Source organism: Sinorhizobium numidicum, from assembly GCF_029892045.1.
In the GTDB taxonomy this organism is placed as follows: Bacteria; Pseudomonadota; Alphaproteobacteria; order Rhizobiales; family Rhizobiaceae; genus Sinorhizobium; species Sinorhizobium numidicum.
Window position 1 is genome coordinate 1,481,932 of record NZ_CP120367.1, and the last position, 16,612, is coordinate 1,498,543.

Here is a 16,612-nt window from a genome sequence, read left to right on the forward strand (position 1 = left end):
GCTATCCTTTCATCATGGTCACGTCGTCGACCTTGAGGGTGGGCTTGTTCCTCACGAGGGCGACCAAGATACCGAGGGCGACGGCAACCTCCGCCGCGGTGATTGCGATGACGAAGATCGCGAAGATCTGCCCGCGGAAATCGTCGTAGTGACGCCCGAAAGCGATGAAGTTGATGTTGACCGAGTTGAGCAGCAGCTCCAGCGACATCAGCACGACCAGGATATTGCGCCTGAGCAGCACGCCCGCCGCTCCGATGACGAACAGGACCACTCCGAGCGAAATGTACCACCAGAGCGGAACCATCACCCCGACTCCTTGCGCGCCAGCACTATGGCGCCGACCAGCGCGGCCAGCAGGATGACAGAGGCGACTTCAAACGGCAGGAGATAGTCGGCGAAAAGTGTCGTGCTGAGCTCTCTGATCTCATCGCCGCCGCGCAAAGCGACAGGCTCCGCGACCGAAAAGCGGTCGCTCCAGAGTACCAGCACAAGCATCTCGACCCCAAGCACAACGAGCAGCGCCAGGGCCGGCAGGTTGCCGCCCGGCAAAAACCGCTGCAACACAGCTTCGCGCACATCGATCATCATGATCACGAACAGGAACAGGACCATGATCGCGCCGACATAGACGAAGATCTGGATGACCGCGAGCAACGGCGCCTCGAGCAAGACGAAAACTGCAGAGATCTGCAGGAAACACGCCATCAGCGCCAATGCGCTGTGAACCGGATTGCGCGCCACGACCACCGTCAGGGCCGTGATCACGGACACCGTAGCGAACAGAAGAAAGAACCCCTGGCCCATCGACGCCGCCCTCCCGCACGAACTGTCACTCGGCGCGAGACGGCCGGAGTTGAGTAGCTCCGCACTTCAGGTGCATTCATAAATTGTGCCCTAGTATCGGATTTTTCACAACATTATTGTCGTCGGCGGAGCAAAACCAAGCATGTACGAATGTGGGGAAAGCGCTCGTGAAGCGCGCGCTTTCGCTAGCGCGATAGCGAGCGAGCGGCCGGTGGGATTTAGCGTGTCCGTCAGGGGTCAGACGGTTCCGGCCGGCGGGAGCGGTATAGGTCGGATTATCTGTTGACGCGACGGTCTGTAGAGTCCTCCCGTTTGCTGCCAGTCTTTCGAGAAACTGAAGGGGAGCCGCAAAGCTTGACGTCGTTCCGAGGAAGGACCGAACCTGCTATTTGTTCACACTATGCCAAGCAGCCGTTCTACTGCATGTTTCCTTAAATCGTAGCCGATTTAAGGAAACATGCAGCAATTCAAAGTGCTACAGCGACCTTTGTGCGTCTGAAAAGACGCACGGCGCTGTAGGTCGGTCGGCTGAGCTGTTTCAAAATGAACGTTTCGGATGCTGGCGGGGTCAGGTCTCCTGGAGCTGTGCTATACTCAAGCTCATCGCTTCGATGGAGTGGTCCGATGGGCATAACGTTTCCGAACGAAAGTTCAGAGTATCGCGCCGCTCGCGACAAGCTACTGCAGCGCGAAGCAGCGCTCAGGCGCGAAATGGAATCAGTGGCCGCGGAGATCCGAGCACTCCCGCCGGGTCGGGCCGTTTCCGAGGACTACGAATTCGACCATATTGACGCAAAGGGGAGATCAGCGAAGGTGCGACTCTCCGAACTGTTTCGGCCCGGCACCGATACCTTGATCCTCTACCACTGCATGTTCCCTCGCCATCGCAGCGACAAGCGGCGGAAACCGAGCAGCGGGCCGATGGCAGAGCTGCCGGTCGAGGAGGGGCCGTGCCCATCCTGTACTGCTCTACTCGACAACTGGGAGGGAGCGGTACCGCACGTAGAGGGTCTCGGAGCAAACATAGCGGCTGTGGCAAAGGCGCCGATCGAGCAGGTTGCGGCCTTCGCGGCGCATCGGGGCTGGCGCAATTTGAAGCTCCTTTCTGCCGCGAACAACAGCTTCAAACGCGACTATCACGGCGAGGACGAGGAGGGCCAGCAATTGCCGATCCTTACCGTGTTCCACAAAGGCGCGGACGGGGCGATCAGGCTGAGCTGGGCCTCTGAGCTGTTGTTCCTCCCGCCCGAGCCGGGGCAGGACCCACGACATTTAGGCACGGTCGAGCCGATGTGGACCCTCTTGGACCTCACTCCTGGAGGGCGGCCGAACGCTGACGAGCAGATCGAATACCAATGCTAACGGCCCACCTCGCCGACCCGCTTATCTCTTGGCGTTCACGCGGATAAATCGTCCGTCGGGGGCGATGGCTGCATTTTCTCAGGGGATATCGACGGGACGAGCTCGGCCGCATCATCATCGTGGTCGATATCGTCGCTGCGGATATCATCGAGACGATGCTTGATTGCCAAGGCGTAAATTGTGCTGAGGATTTTACCATCCTCAAGCTCGGGATCGCTCAACGCCAACAGCGATGCACGGACGATCTTCTTGCTGGAGGTCTTCGGGCAACGCTTTGCCACGAAATCATAAAGCTCCTTGTCGGCGTGGCCACGCCTTGCGCCTTCGACGAGAGCTTCGTAAATCCTTTTGCGCTTCTCACCCATATCGATCTCCTTCATCGCGGCGCTGACTATCCGAAAGGAAAGCGTCATAAACAAGCCACAAGCCAGCGACGATATTTCAGAACATCAAAAATTATACCGATGAAACCTGGCGAAAACCGGCAGCGACCTCGAACTGTTGCTTCTTCGGCAGCGAAATCCCGGAGAGGCTCCGGGAAAGGGCTCTTGATGTGCACCGAAAAGAAATTGCGCGTCCGTAGCCCCAATCAGTACTTTGAAGGTACGTAGAGTTCCGGCGGCAGGACCTTGCGCTCATAGTCAGGGTTGAAGACGCGCTCCGGTAGGGTGACGTCCTCGTGCGGCACCTCCTCATAGGGGATCAGGCTGAGCAGGTGATCGATGCAGTTCAGGCGCGCCCGCTTCTTGTCGTTGCCCTCCACGATATACCAAGGCGCTTCGGGGATGTTGGTACGGGCGAAGGTTTCCTCCTTCGCCTTCGTATAGGACTCCCAGCGCACCCGCGACTGCAAGTCCATGGGTGAGAGCTTCCACTGTTTCAGCGGATCATGGATACGCATGAGAAACCGCATCTGCTGCTCCTCGTCGGTGATCGAAAACCAATACTTCACGAGTCGAATGCCGGAGCCCACCAGCATCCGTTCGAACGCGGGCACGTCCCTGAAGAATTGTTCGACCTCGTCTTCGGTCGCAAAGCCCATGACGCGCTCGACACCGGAGCGGTTGTACCACGATCTGTCGAAGAGCACGATTTCGCCTCCGGCCGGCAGGTGCGGCACGTAGCGTTGGAAATACCATTGCGTTCTTTCGCGGTCCGAAGGAGCCGGCAGAGCCACCGCTCGCACGACGCGCGGGTTGAGGCGCTGGGTAATGCGCTTGATCACGCCGCCCTTGCCGGCAGAATCGCGACCCTCGAAGATGACAACGACCTTCTCCTTATGATAGGCCACCCAATCCTGCAGCTTGATCAGCTCGGCCTGCAGCGCAAGCAAGGCGCGAAAATAGTCGATACGCGGAATCGTCGCGGGGCGAACCTTGCGGTGAATTCTGCGGATCTCTTCCGACAGAGCCGGCTCGGAAAGCTCGAGTTCGTAGTCCTCGTCGAGCGTATCGGCCAGTTCGGCCTCGAGCCATTCCGGAGTTCCGGCTTCCTCCTTTGACTTCTTCATCTCTTTCCTCCGACGTTAACGCGTACGCCACCCAGTTATGATCTTGTGATGGCCTGTTCTATAGGGGGTGAAGGGAGATTGGCATCGCACCCGAGGAAAGTTGCTCTTGCCATGAGACCTGAGCCTTGAAGCAACCACATGGCGCAGCCGCTTGCCAGGTGAAATACCTAAGGCGCCTCGCGCGCGAAACTCCCGCGCGCGGTCAGCTGGAGCGCCGTCGATCGGTATCGGCCGCATTGCCCACATAATGGATCACTAAGGCATAAAAGAGCAACGCAGAGGGCGATCCGAGCACGCGACCCCTCAGGAACTGCAGGACACCTACCCCGACCAGAGCAGAAGCAACCAAAGGGCTCCGCAGGAGGCGGTGCGCAGCATAGCCGTGCCAGAAGAATTCGCTGCCGGTTCCCCACGGCCGCCTCGGCAGCATGTCGTTATCTCCCCAAGGGTGACCAACACGGACGGATCGGAGTATCGTCGATACTCACGTCTGGCCAAGCGGCAGCGATCCGCGCCCGAACAGTCTGCATGATAGCAGCTCTTGCCATGCTTGTTGATTGGGCGGTTGCCGGACGTTGAAAGATTTCTGCCGCGAGGACCGGCGGAGTCGCCGTAAAGAGGTTGAGCCATGGCACCGGATCGTATTCGATCACTTGACACCCCAACCCCATCCTCGCCCCCCGGAACTATTCCGCCGGCCCGTACCGAAGACGCCCTGCGGCGGCGCCTCAAGCGCAATCGCGCTTTGGCGACATCCCTTCTTGTCGCCATGGGCGCTGTCTTCGTGGCCACACACTTCATCGCCGATCCCAACTTCTCGACAAGGCTCCTGCGCTCCACAAGCGAAGCGGGAATCATCGGCGGGCTTGCCGACTGGTTCGCGGTGACCGCGCTCTTTCGGCACCCGTTGGGCCTGCCTATTCCGCACACGGCAATCATTCCAAACAGCCAGGAGCGCATCGGACAGACGCTGGGCCGCTTCATCGAACGCCATTTCCTGACCAAGGAAGTGCTCTTGCAGAAGTTGCGAAACGCCCACGCCGCGCAGCGGTTTGCGACCTGGCTGTCGGCCCCGGCGACCGCACCGATCATCGCCAATGCTGTTGTCGCAGCGTTGCCCTATCTCGTTCGCTCGCTGGACAGTCGCGACCTGCGCGAGTTCGCCCGGCGGACTCTCGGCAAGCAGGTCCAGCAGGCCGACATCGCGCCCGTCATCGGGCGTGCGATTCACATGGTGACGGAAAGCGGCGAGGCCGATGTCCTGTTCGAGCGCGTGCTCGGCGTGTCCGCCCGATGGCTCGAAGAGAACCGGGAGCAGATCTACGACCTCGTCAAGCAACGCAGTCGCTGGTGGATACCCCGGACGATAAACCGAAAAATTGCCGACGCGATCATCACCGGTTGTGCCGATCTCCTCAACGACCTGCGGGAGCCGGAGAGCGAAGTCCGGCTGAAATTTCGTGAGGCGCTCGCCCATTTGATCGATGAGCTCACCAATTCGCCGGAGCAGCGCCAGCAGATCAACGCTTCCAAAAATCGTATCCTCGAGCATCCGGATGTTCAGGCCTGGGTCGCTGCGCTGTGGCACGAGACCTCGCGGGTGATGCTCGACGATCTGTCGCACCCAACCTCAAAGGCGCGCGCGGCCGTTGAGAGGATCTGCATGCTCCTCGGCCGGACGCTTGCGGCCGACGAAGCGATGTTGAAGCATATGGACGCGTTTCTCGAGGAACTGGCCGTCTATCTGGTCTCTTGGCGTCACGAGATTAGTACCTTTGTAGCCGAAGTCGTCAGAAGCTGGGACAGCCCGACGCTCGTGGAGCGCCTGGAACTCGTCGTCGGCAGCGATCTCCAGTACATCCGGATGAACGGTACGATCGTCGGCGCCTTGGCTGGATGCCTCATCTTTCTCGCCTCTCAATTGATCGGGTGACAGCGTTCGGCTTGCTGAGCTGCGAAGCTCTAAAGAGACCACCGCCATCCGACTGTAGTCATACTGTCATGCTGGCACATGATTTATGCCCGCGACACAGGCGCTGAGTGGGGCCTGAACCCCAATTCCGGGACACGATTAGCGAGACGAGCAAGCGACCGATGCCACGCAGACACCATGCCCAAATCATCCACCGCACGCCTATGTGCCACTCTAACACGTCTGTGGTAATCAGTGATAAAACGAGCTCCGTGATGGCATCCCTGCTGATCCATCGCCTGCCCACCGGCTCGCCGAATAGGAGCCGGATTTAATCAACCGCAGCGCCCTCGGCATACGGCTGTACTTTGTCACAGAAGTATCACAATTAGCTCTGTCAGAATCAACTGAAAGTCCCAACCAATTTGACTCCCTGGAACACGTTGGACCTGGGCTTGGCGCGAACCGCTATTCAGCAGCTGACGCTCCGTTTGGGCGCAGGGCGCCGCGAGTCTCATTTCATCAAGCCCTGTCGCTCAGGCGCTGTCCCCGGGCATGTAGACGCTTACGTTCATAGTCCGATGAGTTTAGAATTGGTCTTCCAGGCGGCTCGTCCGAAGCCGTCGCCGAAGACGCTTATCAAGGGAGGAAACCGTGATGCGGGTCGATCCTAACATATCGCGTATGTGGCATAGATCAGTGCTCGGCGCGGCCGTGCTCGGCATGGGCGTGCTGCTGACGGGAACGAGCGCCGGAGCCGGCTCTGTGGACAGCACCCCATTCGGAAACACGCAGGACGGCAAAGCCGTCGATCTTTATACGCTCACCAACGACAAGGGCGCGTCCGTCAAGTTCATCACCTATGGCGGCATCATCACGGCGATTAACGTGCCCGACCGCTGGGGCAAGCTCGGCAATATCGTGCTTGGGTTCAAGGAACTCGCCGACTACGAAACCAAGAACCCCTATTTCGGCGCGTTGATCGGGCGCTACGGCAATCGCATCGGCGGCGCGAAGTTCACGCTCGACGGCACGCAGTACCAGCTCGCCGCCAATAACGGGCCGAACAGCCTGCATGGCGGCACGAAAGGCTTCGACAAGGTCGTCTGGTCGGTCGAGCCGCTGACCAACGTGAGCGGCGCCGCAGCGCGGCTCAGCTACACGAGCAAGGATGGCGAGGAAGGCTATCCCGGCATGCTCACGGTCCGGGTCGTCTATACCCTCACTAACGACAACGAGCTGCGCATCGACTACGAAGCGATGACGGATAAACCGACCGTCGTTAATCTCACGAGTCACTCCTACTTCAATCTCGCCGGTGACGGCGCGGGCGGGATCGACGATCACATCCTCACGATCAACGCCGATCGCTACACTCCAGTCGATGCGACCTTGATCCCCACCGGACAGCTCGCCTCCGTGACCGACACGCCATTCGACTTCCGCGAGGGCATGCCGATCGGCGCACGCATCCGCTCGGACGATCCACAGCTAGTCTATGGCCGCGGATACGATCATAACTTCGTGCTGAATCGGATGGGTAGTGGGCTTTCGCTCGCCGCGCGAGTCTACGAGCCGCGCTCGGGCCGGATCATGGAGATCTCGACCACCGAGCCCGGCGTCCAGTTCTACAGCGGCAACTTCCTCGATGCGACGCTCGTCGGCGCGGCCGGTCAGCAATACCGCCAGACCGATGGCTTCTGCCTCGAGACGCAGCACTTCCCGGATTCGCCGAACAAGCCGTCCTTTCCGACGACGGTTCTGAAGCCGGGCGAAACGTTGAAATCGACGACGGTACACAAGTTCTCCACCGATGCGTCCTAGCGCTGCAGGTGCGTTCGTTCCTGGTTGCTGAATCGATGGGTCACCATGATTCGGAGATCATCATGGATGACCGGCGCTTCGATCGAGGCGACGCTCGAGCTCTGGGCGTCGTCGCGGTAGGAGGTGAAGCAGCGTGTCCAGAACCCTACAGCGCCGTGCGTCTTTTCAGACCCACAAAGGTCGCTGTAGCACTTCGAATTGCTGCATGTTTCCTTAAATCGGCTCCGATTTAAGGAAACATGCAGCAGCTTGCTTTATGCGGTGCGATCTTTCGAACACGGAACGAGGACATCGACCGGTTCAGCCCCCTGTGCGGTTCGGCAAATCAGGCGCTCATTCCGGATTCGAACCAGCTTCTACCGACCGCGGTAGGTTAAGGTAACCGATGATGTCGCCGAAAGTTGGTCTGTTTCCCGCGTCAAGCGGCCGCGCAGCGGCGATTTAACGCAAACCGGATCCGTCGCGCCCGGGTCGCCGGCAAGCGCCATCGCTTGACAACGGCAGCCACCGAAATCAACCTTCTTGCGCTCGCAACTCCGACAGAGCTCCGGCATCCAGTCCTCACCGCGATAGGCGTTGAACGCGTCGCTCTCGTACCAAATCTCGGAGAGTGAGCCTTCGCGCACATTCTTGAAGGACAGGCTCGGAATCGTTTCCGCCGCGTGGCAGGGAAGCACACGCCCCGACGGCGTAACGTTCAGGCCCACTCGTCCCCAGCCGCCCATGCACGCCTTTGGATACGTGGAATAATAATCAGCCGGCACATAGTCGATCACCAGTATGCCTTGATACTTCTCGCGCGCCTCGTCGACTGTCGTCGTTGCACGCTCGACTTGCTCGCGGGTGGGCATGAGAGCCGCCTTGTTGCGCTCGGCCCAGCCGTGAAACTGCACCGTTGCGACCTCGATGCGCCGCGCCTTGAGCCTGATGGCAAGCGTGATCATGTCATCGACCTGGTCCAAGTTCTGCCTGTGACAGACGGCATTCAGTGTCAGCGGGATCCGGGCCTTGTCCACCCAGCCTGCGACAGCGATCTTTCGCTCATAACCGCCTTCATAGCCGCTGATCCAATCGGCCCCTTCAGCAGAAACGCCCTGGATGGAAAGCTGAACGTGGTCGAGTCCGGCATCCGCCAGGTTGTTAATTCTGGCTTCAGTCAAGCCCACACCCGAAGTGATCAGGTTGGTATAGAGTCCGAACGAGGCGGCTGCCTTCGTCAACTCAGCCAAATCCCGTCGCGCCGCGGGCTCCCCGCCCGACAAATGCAGATGCAGCACGCCGAGAGCGGCGGCTTGCTTGAAGACGCCTATCCATTCCTCGGTCGAAAGCTCCTCGTTTGCCCGCGTCAACTCGATTGGATTGGAGCAATACGGGCAAGCCAATGGACATCGATGCGTCAACTCCGCCAACATCGCCATCGGAGGAGGCGCGCGCAAAATGTTGCGAGCAGCGTCGTCTGCAATGGTGACGCTATCGTTCATTCGACGATCTCCAGCATGCGGCGGACGGCAAGCTCCTTGGCGAAAGCGCTGACGTCATTTGTAATCTGGACGACGGGCGCGTCGAACTCCGCGGCAAAGTCCGCGGCGATCCGATCGAGACTTCGCTTGCCATCGAGGGCTTGCACGATGAGGACGGCGATGTCGTCGAGGGCCATGGCACGTTCCGGTGCCAATAAAACTTTCCGGCCGCGAACCGGATCATCGTGCAGCCGTACGCCACGGGCCAATTTGACGACGCTTGGACCCGATATCACAGACGCATCGGCGGTCATTCTGCTGCCTCCGTCGAAGCCCGCTCCCCGAGAAGACCTTCGCGACCATCCCAACCTCCCGGTGGGATCCGACCGGGCGCGACATAGGCCGAATAAAGCGAATCGAGTTGAGACCACAGCACATCGGTTTTGAAGGTGAGCGCCGCAGCGGCTGCATCCTGCTTTTCCCTCGTGTCGGCGTGATCGAGGACATAGGCGAGACCGAATTCAACGTCCCGAGGCGCCTCGGCCAGCCTTTGGCGGAAGTAGGCGAGCGCCTCATGATCCGCGAACGCATAGTGCTCCAGAAGCCCGGCGATACGTTCCGAATGGATTTTTGGCGCAAAGAGCTCAGTCAGCGAGGATGCCACCGCCTCGAGCAACGGCTGCTGACGCACGAACGACACATAAGCGTCCACGGCGAATCGGGTCGAAGGCAGGACGCCCCTTGTCGAAGCGACGTAGTCGGGATCGAGACCAACTGCCTCAGCGAGACGCAGCCAACGTCGGATGCCGCCGCCTTCATCAATGCCGCCGTCATGGTCTTCGATACGGGAGCGCCATGAGCGACGCAGGTCAGGGTCGTCGCAACGCGACAAGAAGGCCGCGTCCTTCATCGGAATCCGGCTCTGGTAGTAGTAACGATTGATGACCCAGGCGCGAACTTGCGTCATCGTGCACCGACCACCGTGGAGCATCACGTGAAAGGGATGCTTGTCGTGATAGCGCTCCTTCCCGATATCCAAAAGGCGGGCGTGAAAAGCCCTCCTGTCAGCTGCCGTCGTCAAAGGCGGACCTCCATGCCGTCGAACCCGACTTCAAAGCCACGGCCTTCGACGTGGGCGCGCTCGGTGCCGGCCTGCCAGATCGGGTTCGTGTTGTTGATGTGGACATAGACCTTTTTGCGGATGTTCAACGCAGCGAGTGCATCAAGGCTGCCGCCCTCGCCGGCGATCGGCATGTGGCCCATGCGGCGACCCGTCTTGTGACCCGTGCCGGTGGCGATCATCTCGTCATCACGAAAGAGGGTACCGTCGAAGAACAATGCGTCGGCATCTCTTAAACGTGCGCCGAGGGCGTCGTTCAGCAAGCCGCAGCCCGGGATGTAGTAGATGCGCTTCGCGTCAGTCCCCAGCTCAACTCCCACGGTGTGTTCGCCCTCGACGTCGAGATCCGGTTCGCCGTCTTCGAGAAAGAGCGGAACCTTGCCGGGGACGGCAAAGAGCCGCGCCTCAAGACCCGGAAGCGGGGAGAAAGGTTCTTCGATCGCGACGATCCTCCTTGAAACCAATCCCGGATCGAGAACGCGGAAGACGGAATTCTCAGCGATGATTTGGCTGACTGTGCCGGTTGAAAATACAGTGAACGCCTGCTTTTCCCGCAGCACGAGTAGTCCTGCGAGATGATCAATGTCGCCATTGGTCAGCACCACGCTCTTGATTGGACTGTGGCGCAGGCGGCGCGGCTGCAGTGCGCGATTGTCCTGAATTTGCTGGCGTATATCGGGAGAAGCGTTGAACACAGTCCAGGCCTCACCATCCAGGCTGACTGCAAGCGACGATTGGGTCTGCGGCCGCAGGATGGCGTTCGGCTCCCGTGCCGACGAGCAGTTCAGGCAACCGCAATTCCATTGCGGGAGACCGCCGCCCGCGGCGGCCCCCAGAAGAATGATACGAAGATCGGACGCTTTATTCACCGGGCTACCCTAAACGAGTTGTGAACCGACCATCGTGCGGCGGAGCATCAGAAGAGGATCGGCTCATCCCCGTCTGCAGGAGCATAGCGGGTGATTTCCATAGCGCAGCTAACTTCGATGAATTTTGGTGCATGCCAGGACATGTTTTCTCCATTCGCCTTGTTCAGGTGGATGTGCTCGCTCCCACATTGGCAGGCGCCCTCGCAGCCGGGTCGAACACGAAGCAAGCTTTGCTCGGAAAGAGCTCCGCTTGAGTGAAGAGCCGGAACAGCTTTCTGCTGCACCGGCAAGGCCCGGCGGCGCCATCGCCGAGCTTTTCGCAAATCGATTTCTCGCCGCAAGCACGCTCGCCTTACAGCATGTGCACAGGGACGCCGATGAACCAGCTGGCAACTTCGGCTTCCGTATTCGTATTGTTTTTGACGAGAGCTGCCGATCGAATATCGGCACAGACGATGCCGGAAAGCTCAAGTGCGCTGCGCAAGCTCGCCGGAGACTACGGCTGAAAGCATCACGGCTGGCCGCTTTCGAATATCGGCTGACAAGCATCGTGAAACCTCCTCTTCCGTGTCGAATGGTAGCAAGCCATGTAAGGCCTCACAATTACGACCTAGGTGTCGGTCGACATCGGGTTTTCCGCTCGAAAAGAGCCGCGCGCCTCGGCCGAGCTGTCGACCGCGTACGTGGCCAGGGCGTGAAATTGTCCCGCGGGCGACAGGTCGCGTCCTCGGCTTAACCAAACGCGTTGGCGGGATAGGGCTTGCTGACCACCGGCAGATATCGCGCGCCCGTCGCCAGCAGAAACCGCTCGAAAGCCTGCATCGCCGGGGTGGTGGCACGGTCCACGCGCGACACGCTGAACCATTGCCGGCGGATCGGCGTATCGACAACGTCGAGAATGACGAGTCGGCGCAGCTTCACCTCCTGCTCGATGGTATGGGCTGAGATGAAGGCAATCCCCAGACCGGCGATGACGGCCTGCTTGATGGTCTCGTTCGAGCCCATCTCCGTGCCGAGCTCCTCCAGCTTGCGCGGCGTGTCGCTCAGAAAGATCTCAAGTGAGATACGGGTCCCCGAACCCCTTTCACGCAACAGAAACTGTTCCTGCGCAATCCGCTCCCGCGAAATTTCCAGCACGCCTGCGAGGGGGTGATCGGCGGGGGCTATGAAGACCAGCGGGTGGTCGCCGAACACCTGCGAGCGCACCTCGAAGTCGCGCGGCGGCCGCCCCATCAGCGCAATATCGATCTCGTGGTCCCTCAGTTTGGCGATGATCTCGGCGCGGTTGCCGATAAAGAGATTGATCTCGATGGCCGGGACCTGGTTGCGGAAGGCGGCAATCAGTTGCGGGGCGAAATATTTTCCGGTCGACACCACGCCGAGGCGCAATCGCCCGGTGCGCAGCCCCTTGATGGCACTGATCGAATCCTCAAGGCTGACCAGGCTGTCCTCAACCGCCCGTGCCGCCTCAAGGAAAGCAAGACCGAAAGCCGTGGGAACCATGCCGCCGCGCGTCCTGTCGAACAGCGAGACATCGGCGTCCCGCTCCAGTTGCTGGATCTGCAGGGTGAGCGCCGGCCCGGTCAGACCCAAAGCCTCGGCAGCGAGGTTGATCTTCCCCAGCCGGCAGACGGCCTGAACGGTGCGAAGTTGGCGAAGGGTCACATTGCGCATGAACGAAAGTAAATAAATCTAACTTACAAAGTCAAACTAATAAATTTTACAAACTCTCTGTTTGCGCCATTCTGCACCGGACATTGTGGGAGGAGACATCATGTCAGGCGCAACTCTCGAGGCCTATCTTGCCTCATGCACGGGCAATCGCGACGATATCGCACGGGAAGTGGCCGCAGTGATCCAAAGGCTGGCAATGGCCGCCCTGGAGGTCCGCAAGCTCGTCAACCAGGGAGCGCTCGGCACGGCGTTCAACGGCACCCGCGGCGGCAGCAATGCCGATGGCGACCTGCAGAAGGAGCTCGACGTTCTGTGCGACGATCTCTTCCTGTCGTGCCTGCAGGGCGCACCGGTCGCATGCTACGCCTCGGAAGAACTGGAAAATCCTGTTCTGCTCGACCCGAATGCGCGCCTTGCGGTTGCCATCGATCCCCTCGACGGCTCGTCGAACATCGACACCAACATCTCCATCGGCACGGTCTTCTCTGTGCTGCCCGCCGTCAAGGGACCGGGCTCGGACCCCGTGCAGTCCTTTCTGCAACCCGGAAACCGACAGCTCGCGGCCGGCTTCTTCCTCTACGGGCCGCAAACCGCCCTGGTGCTGTCGCTCGGCAAGGGCACGGAAATTTTCATCTTCTCCAACCGGCTCGGATGCTTCGTACAGGGCTACAAATCGGTCAACATCGCGGAGCGTACCAGCGAATTCGCCATCAACATGTCGAACTACCGACACTGGGAAGAAGCGATCCGGCTCTATGTCGACGATTGCCTGGCAGGCTCAGAGGGGCCGCGCGAGCGGGACTTCAACATGCGATGGATCGCTTCGCTGGTTGCCGATACTTATCGGATCCTGGCTCGGGGCGGGATTTTCCTGTACCCCGCCGACGGCCGAAAAGGTTACAGTCAGGGCCGGCTGCGGCTGGTCTACGAGGCCAACCCGATCGCCTTCATCATCGAGAACGCCGGCGGTGCAGCCACAACTTCCGTCACGCGCATTCTCGATCTCGTTCCGGAAAACCTGCACCAGCGCGTACCGCTGGTTTTCGGTTCGCGTCGCGAAGTGGCGCGCGTCGCCCGCTATCACGTCGATCCGAACATGATTGGCGAACGCGCACCGCTCTTCGGCAAGCGCGGTCTGTTTCGGGCCTGAGGAGACCAGTATGTCAGCCAAATACCCAATCATATCGATCACCGGCTCTTCCGGCGCCGGCACCACGACCGTAAAGGACACGTTCGAGAAGATCTTCAAGCGCGAGAACATTTCAGCATCGTTCATCGAAGGTGATGCCTTTCATCGCTTCGACCGGGAAACCATGCGCCGCAAGATAGCCGACGAAAAGGCCAGAGGCGTCGACTTCACGCATTTTTCAGCCGAAGCGAACGAACTGGAAATCCTCGAAAGCGTCTTTGCCGAATATGGCAGGCGCGGCGTCGGGCGCACCCGTCACTACGTGCATGACGACGCCGAGGCCGCAAAATACAGCGCGGAACCCGGCACGTTTACGGACTGGGAGGAGTTCAGCGACAGCGATCTCTTATTCTACGAGGGATTGCATGGCTGCGCCGTAACCGAGACGGTCAACCTCGCCCAGCACTGCGATCTGAAAATCGGCGTCGTCCCGGTGATCAATCTCGAATGGATTCAGAAGATCCATCGCGACAAGGCAACGCGCGGCTACTCCACCGAGGCCGTGACAGACACGATCCTGCGGCGCATGCCCGACTATGTGAACTACATCTGCCCGCAGTTTTCCCTGACGGACATCAATTTCCAGCGCGTGCCGATCGTCGACACGTCCAATCCCTTCATCGCCCGCTGGATACCGACGCCGGCCGAATCCATCCTGGTCATCCGCTTCGCCAAACCGCAAAGCATCGATTTTCCCTACCTGCTGTCGATGCTGCACAACAGCTACATGTCGCGTGCCAACTCCATCGTGGTGCCGGGCGATAAGCTCGATCTCGCCATGCAACTGATTTTCACACCGCTCATCCACAAACTGCTCGAGCGCAAACACCGCATGTCGTGAGGAGGAAACCATGAATGTTTCGCAGAAGATCGAAACCCATGCCGCAGCATCGGAACGCAGCATGGCCGATGCCATCCGGTTTCTCGCCATGGATGCCGTGCAGAAGGCCAATTCCGGCCACCCCGGCATGCCGATGGGCATGGCCGACGCGGTGACCGTCCTCTTCAAGCGCTTTATCAAGATTGATCCCTCCCTGCCTGACTGGCCGGATCGCGATCGTTTCGTGCTTTCGGCTGGCCATGGTTCGATGCTGCTCTATTCCATCCATCATCTGATCGGCTTTGCCGACATGCCGATGGCCGAGCTCTCAGCCTTCCGCCAATTCGGCTCAAAAACTGCCGGCCACCCCGAATACGGCCATGCCCTCGGTGTCGAGACCACCACCGGCCCCCTCGGTCAGGGCATAGCCACCGCCGTCGGCATGGCGATTGCCGAACAGATGATGGCCGCCCGCTTCGGCAGTTCGCTCTGCAATCACTTCACCTATGTGGTGGCCGGCGACGGCTGCCTGCAGGAGGGCATCAGCCACGAGGCGATCGACCTTGCCGGACATCTGAAGCTGCGCAAGCTCGTCGTGCTCTGGGACGACAACCGGATATCGATCGACGGATCGACCGATCTCTCCACCTCGATGGATCAGCTTGTACGGTTCCGCGGAGCCGGCTGGAATGCGCAACGCGTCGATGGCCACGATCCGCAAGCCGTGGCGAAGGCAATCGAGCGGGCCCGCCGGAGCCGCAAGCCATCGCTGATCGCCTGCCGCACCCGGATCGGCAAGGGGGCGGCCAGCATGGAAGGCTCGCACAAGACCCATGGGGCGGCGCTCGGCGACAATGAAATCGCCGCGACACGCGAAAAGCTTGGCTGGTCCCATCCGCCCTTTTTCGTGCCGCCCGAGATCAAGTCCGCCTGGGAAAACGTGGCAGTGCGCGGCCGGGTGGCCCGCGAAGCCTGGGAAATCCGCCTCGACGCTTCGCGCTCGAAAAAGCGTTACGAACAGACCGTCGGCCGGCAGCTGGACGGCGATGTCGCCGATCTGCTGGCAAAGTTCCGGGCCGCGCATCGCAAGCGGGCATCGAAGGTCGCGACGCGGCAGGCCTCGCAGATGGCGCTGGAGGTCATCAACGCGGCGACTGCTTTGACGGTTGGCGGCTCCGCCGATCTGACCGGCTCGAATCTGACGATGACGTCGCAGACCCAGCCCATTGCGCCTGGCAATTTCAAGGGCCGCTACCTGCATTACGGCATCCGCGAGCACGGCATGGCGGCCGCTATGAACGGCATCGCCTTGCATGGCGGCTTCATTCCCTATGGCGGCACGTTCCTGGTATTTTCCGACTATGCTCGCGGCGCGATGCGCCTCTCGGCACTGATGGGCCTGCCTGTCGTCTATGTGCTGACCCATGATTCCATCGGGCTGGGCGAGGACGGACCGACCCACCAGCCGGTCGAGCATCTGGCCATGCTGCGCGCCACTCCCAATCTCAATGTCTTTCGGCCCGCCGACATCATAGAGACGGCAGAATGCTGGGAGATCGCGCTTGGCGAGAAGAACACACCGAGCGTTCTTGCCCTTTCGCGGCAAGCTCTGCCGATGCTGCGCCACACGGACGGGGACCAGAATTTGTCAGCGCTCGGGGCCTATGTCTTGAAGGAAGCGCGCGGGCCTCGCGACATCACGCTCCTTGCCACCGGATCCGAGGTCGAGATCGCCGTTGCCGCAGCGGAACGCTTGCAGACCGACGTGGGGTTGGAAGCGGCGGTGGTCTCCATGCCTTGCTGGGAGAAGTTCGAAGCCCAGGATGCAGCGTATCAGAAGCAGGTCCTCGGAGATGCCCCACGCATTGCTGTCGAGGCGGCCGGTCGCCTCGGCTGGGATCGCTGGATGGGGCCGCACAGTGCCTTCGTTGGCATGCAAGGCTTCGGTGCCTCGGCACCGGCCGGAGACCTCTATCGCCATTTCGGCATCACCGCCGACCATGTCGTCGCCGAAGCCTTAAAGCTCGTCGGCGGGATTCCGAGGAGACGCCGCTCATGACCACCGGGA

Annotated in this window: 16 protein-coding genes; 6 read left to right on the plus strand and 10 right to left on the minus strand. The window is 60.4% G+C overall.

The annotated features are described in order from the left end of the window. Nucleotide 1: 1 nt before the first annotated feature. Nucleotides 2-304, minus strand: coding sequence for an NADH-quinone oxidoreductase subunit NuoK (nuoK, locus tag PYH37_RS07050; protein WP_280730724.1), 303 nt, complete (start codon nucleotides 302-304; stop codon nucleotides 2-4). Then, nucleotides 304-804, minus strand: a complete 501-nt coding sequence (locus tag PYH37_RS07055; RefSeq protein ID WP_280730725.1) for an NADH-quinone oxidoreductase subunit J family protein — start codon at nucleotides 802-804, stop codon at nucleotides 304-306. The genes nuoK and PYH37_RS07055 overlap by 1 nt, the downstream gene beginning before the upstream one ends. A 624-nt stretch (nucleotides 805-1,428) precedes the next feature. On the opposite strand from PYH37_RS07055, the gene PYH37_RS07060 reads away from it, so the two are divergent. Further along, nucleotides 1,429-2,166 carry a DUF899 family protein gene (locus PYH37_RS07060; RefSeq protein WP_280730726.1) on the plus strand — a complete coding sequence of 246 codons (738 nt, stop codon included), beginning with the start codon at nucleotides 1,429-1,431 and terminating at the stop codon, nucleotides 2,164-2,166. 35 nt (nucleotides 2,167-2,201) lie between these two features. Here the strand turns inward: PYH37_RS07060 and PYH37_RS07065 are convergent, their stop codons facing one another. Beyond that, nucleotides 2,202-2,531, minus strand: a complete 330-nt coding sequence (locus PYH37_RS07065; protein WP_280730727.1) for a hypothetical protein — start codon at nucleotides 2,529-2,531, stop codon at nucleotides 2,202-2,204. A 224-nt stretch (nucleotides 2,532-2,755) separates the two neighbouring features. Beyond that, nucleotides 2,756-3,676 (minus strand): polyphosphate kinase 2, encoded by a 921-nt coding sequence (ppk2, locus tag PYH37_RS07070; protein WP_280730728.1) that lies wholly within the window; start codon nucleotides 3,674-3,676, stop codon nucleotides 2,756-2,758. A gap of 628 nt (nucleotides 3,677-4,304) precedes the next feature. On the opposite strand from ppk2, the gene PYH37_RS07075 reads away from it, so the two are divergent. Together PYH37_RS07075 and PYH37_RS07080 are read left to right on the plus strand one after the other, a co-directional pair. Beyond that, complete coding sequence (locus PYH37_RS07075; RefSeq protein ID WP_280730729.1) at nucleotides 4,305-5,609, plus strand: DUF445 domain-containing protein; 1,305 nt, start codon at nucleotides 4,305-4,307, stop codon at nucleotides 5,607-5,609. A 636-nt stretch (nucleotides 5,610-6,245) separates the two neighbouring features. Next, nucleotides 6,246-7,412 (plus strand): aldose epimerase family protein, encoded by a 1,167-nt coding sequence (locus tag PYH37_RS07080; protein ID WP_342394621.1) that lies wholly within the window; start codon nucleotides 6,246-6,248, stop codon nucleotides 7,410-7,412. A gap of 356 nt (nucleotides 7,413-7,768) precedes the next feature. Here PYH37_RS07080 and pqqE read toward each other — a convergent pair whose 3' ends face one another. The 6 genes from pqqE to PYH37_RS07110 form a co-directional block, all read right to left on the minus strand. After that, complete coding sequence (pqqE, locus tag PYH37_RS07085; RefSeq protein ID WP_280730730.1) at nucleotides 7,769-8,893, minus strand: pyrroloquinoline quinone biosynthesis protein PqqE; 1,125 nt, start codon at nucleotides 8,891-8,893, stop codon at nucleotides 7,769-7,771. Next, nucleotides 8,890-9,186 carry a pyrroloquinoline quinone biosynthesis peptide chaperone PqqD gene (gene pqqD / locus PYH37_RS07090; protein WP_280730731.1) on the minus strand — a complete coding sequence of 99 codons (297 nt, stop codon included), beginning with the start codon at nucleotides 9,184-9,186 and terminating at the stop codon, nucleotides 8,890-8,892. The genes pqqE and pqqD overlap by 4 nt, the downstream gene beginning before the upstream one ends. Further along, nucleotides 9,183-9,953: a pyrroloquinoline-quinone synthase PqqC gene (pqqC, locus tag PYH37_RS07095; RefSeq protein WP_280730732.1), complete on the minus strand. Its 771-nt coding sequence runs from the start codon at nucleotides 9,951-9,953 to the stop codon at nucleotides 9,183-9,185. Before pqqC ends, pqqD begins: the two co-directional genes overlap by 4 nt. Then, the gene (gene pqqB, locus PYH37_RS07100; protein WP_280730733.1) at nucleotides 9,950-10,861 is read right to left on the minus strand and encodes a pyrroloquinoline quinone biosynthesis protein PqqB; all 912 of its coding nucleotides are present in this window, start codon (nucleotides 10,859-10,861) and stop codon (nucleotides 9,950-9,952) included. The genes pqqC and pqqB overlap by 4 nt, the downstream gene beginning before the upstream one ends. Nucleotides 10,862-10,908: 47 nt before the next feature. Further along, entirely contained in the window at nucleotides 10,909-11,004 is a 96-nt protein-coding gene (gene pqqA / locus PYH37_RS07105; RefSeq protein ID WP_280730734.1) for a pyrroloquinoline quinone precursor peptide PqqA, read from the minus strand. A gap of 589 nt (nucleotides 11,005-11,593) precedes the next feature. Beyond that, entirely contained in the window at nucleotides 11,594-12,535 is a 942-nt protein-coding gene (locus PYH37_RS07110; protein WP_280730735.1) for a LysR family transcriptional regulator, read from the minus strand. A gap of 100 nt (nucleotides 12,536-12,635) precedes the next feature. Here PYH37_RS07110 and PYH37_RS07115 point away from each other — a divergent pair, with 100 nt between their 5' ends. The 3 genes from PYH37_RS07115 to tkt are packed head-to-tail and all read left to right on the plus strand — an operon-like array spanning nucleotide 12,636 to nucleotide 16,603. Next, a complete protein-coding gene (locus PYH37_RS07115; RefSeq protein ID WP_280730736.1) occupies nucleotides 12,636-13,685 on the plus strand; it encodes a class 1 fructose-bisphosphatase in 1,050 nt (349 codons plus the stop codon). 10 nt (nucleotides 13,686-13,695) lie between these two features. Next, on the plus strand, nucleotides 13,696-14,565 hold the full coding sequence (locus PYH37_RS07120; protein ID WP_280730737.1) for a phosphoribulokinase: 870 nt from the start codon (nucleotides 13,696-13,698) through the stop codon (nucleotides 14,563-14,565). Nucleotides 14,566-14,575: 10 nt separating this feature from the next. Further along, nucleotides 14,576-16,603, plus strand: coding sequence for a transketolase (tkt, locus tag PYH37_RS07125; protein WP_280730738.1), 2,028 nt, complete (start codon nucleotides 14,576-14,578; stop codon nucleotides 16,601-16,603). The last annotated feature ends 9 nt before the right edge of the window (nucleotides 16,604-16,612 follow it).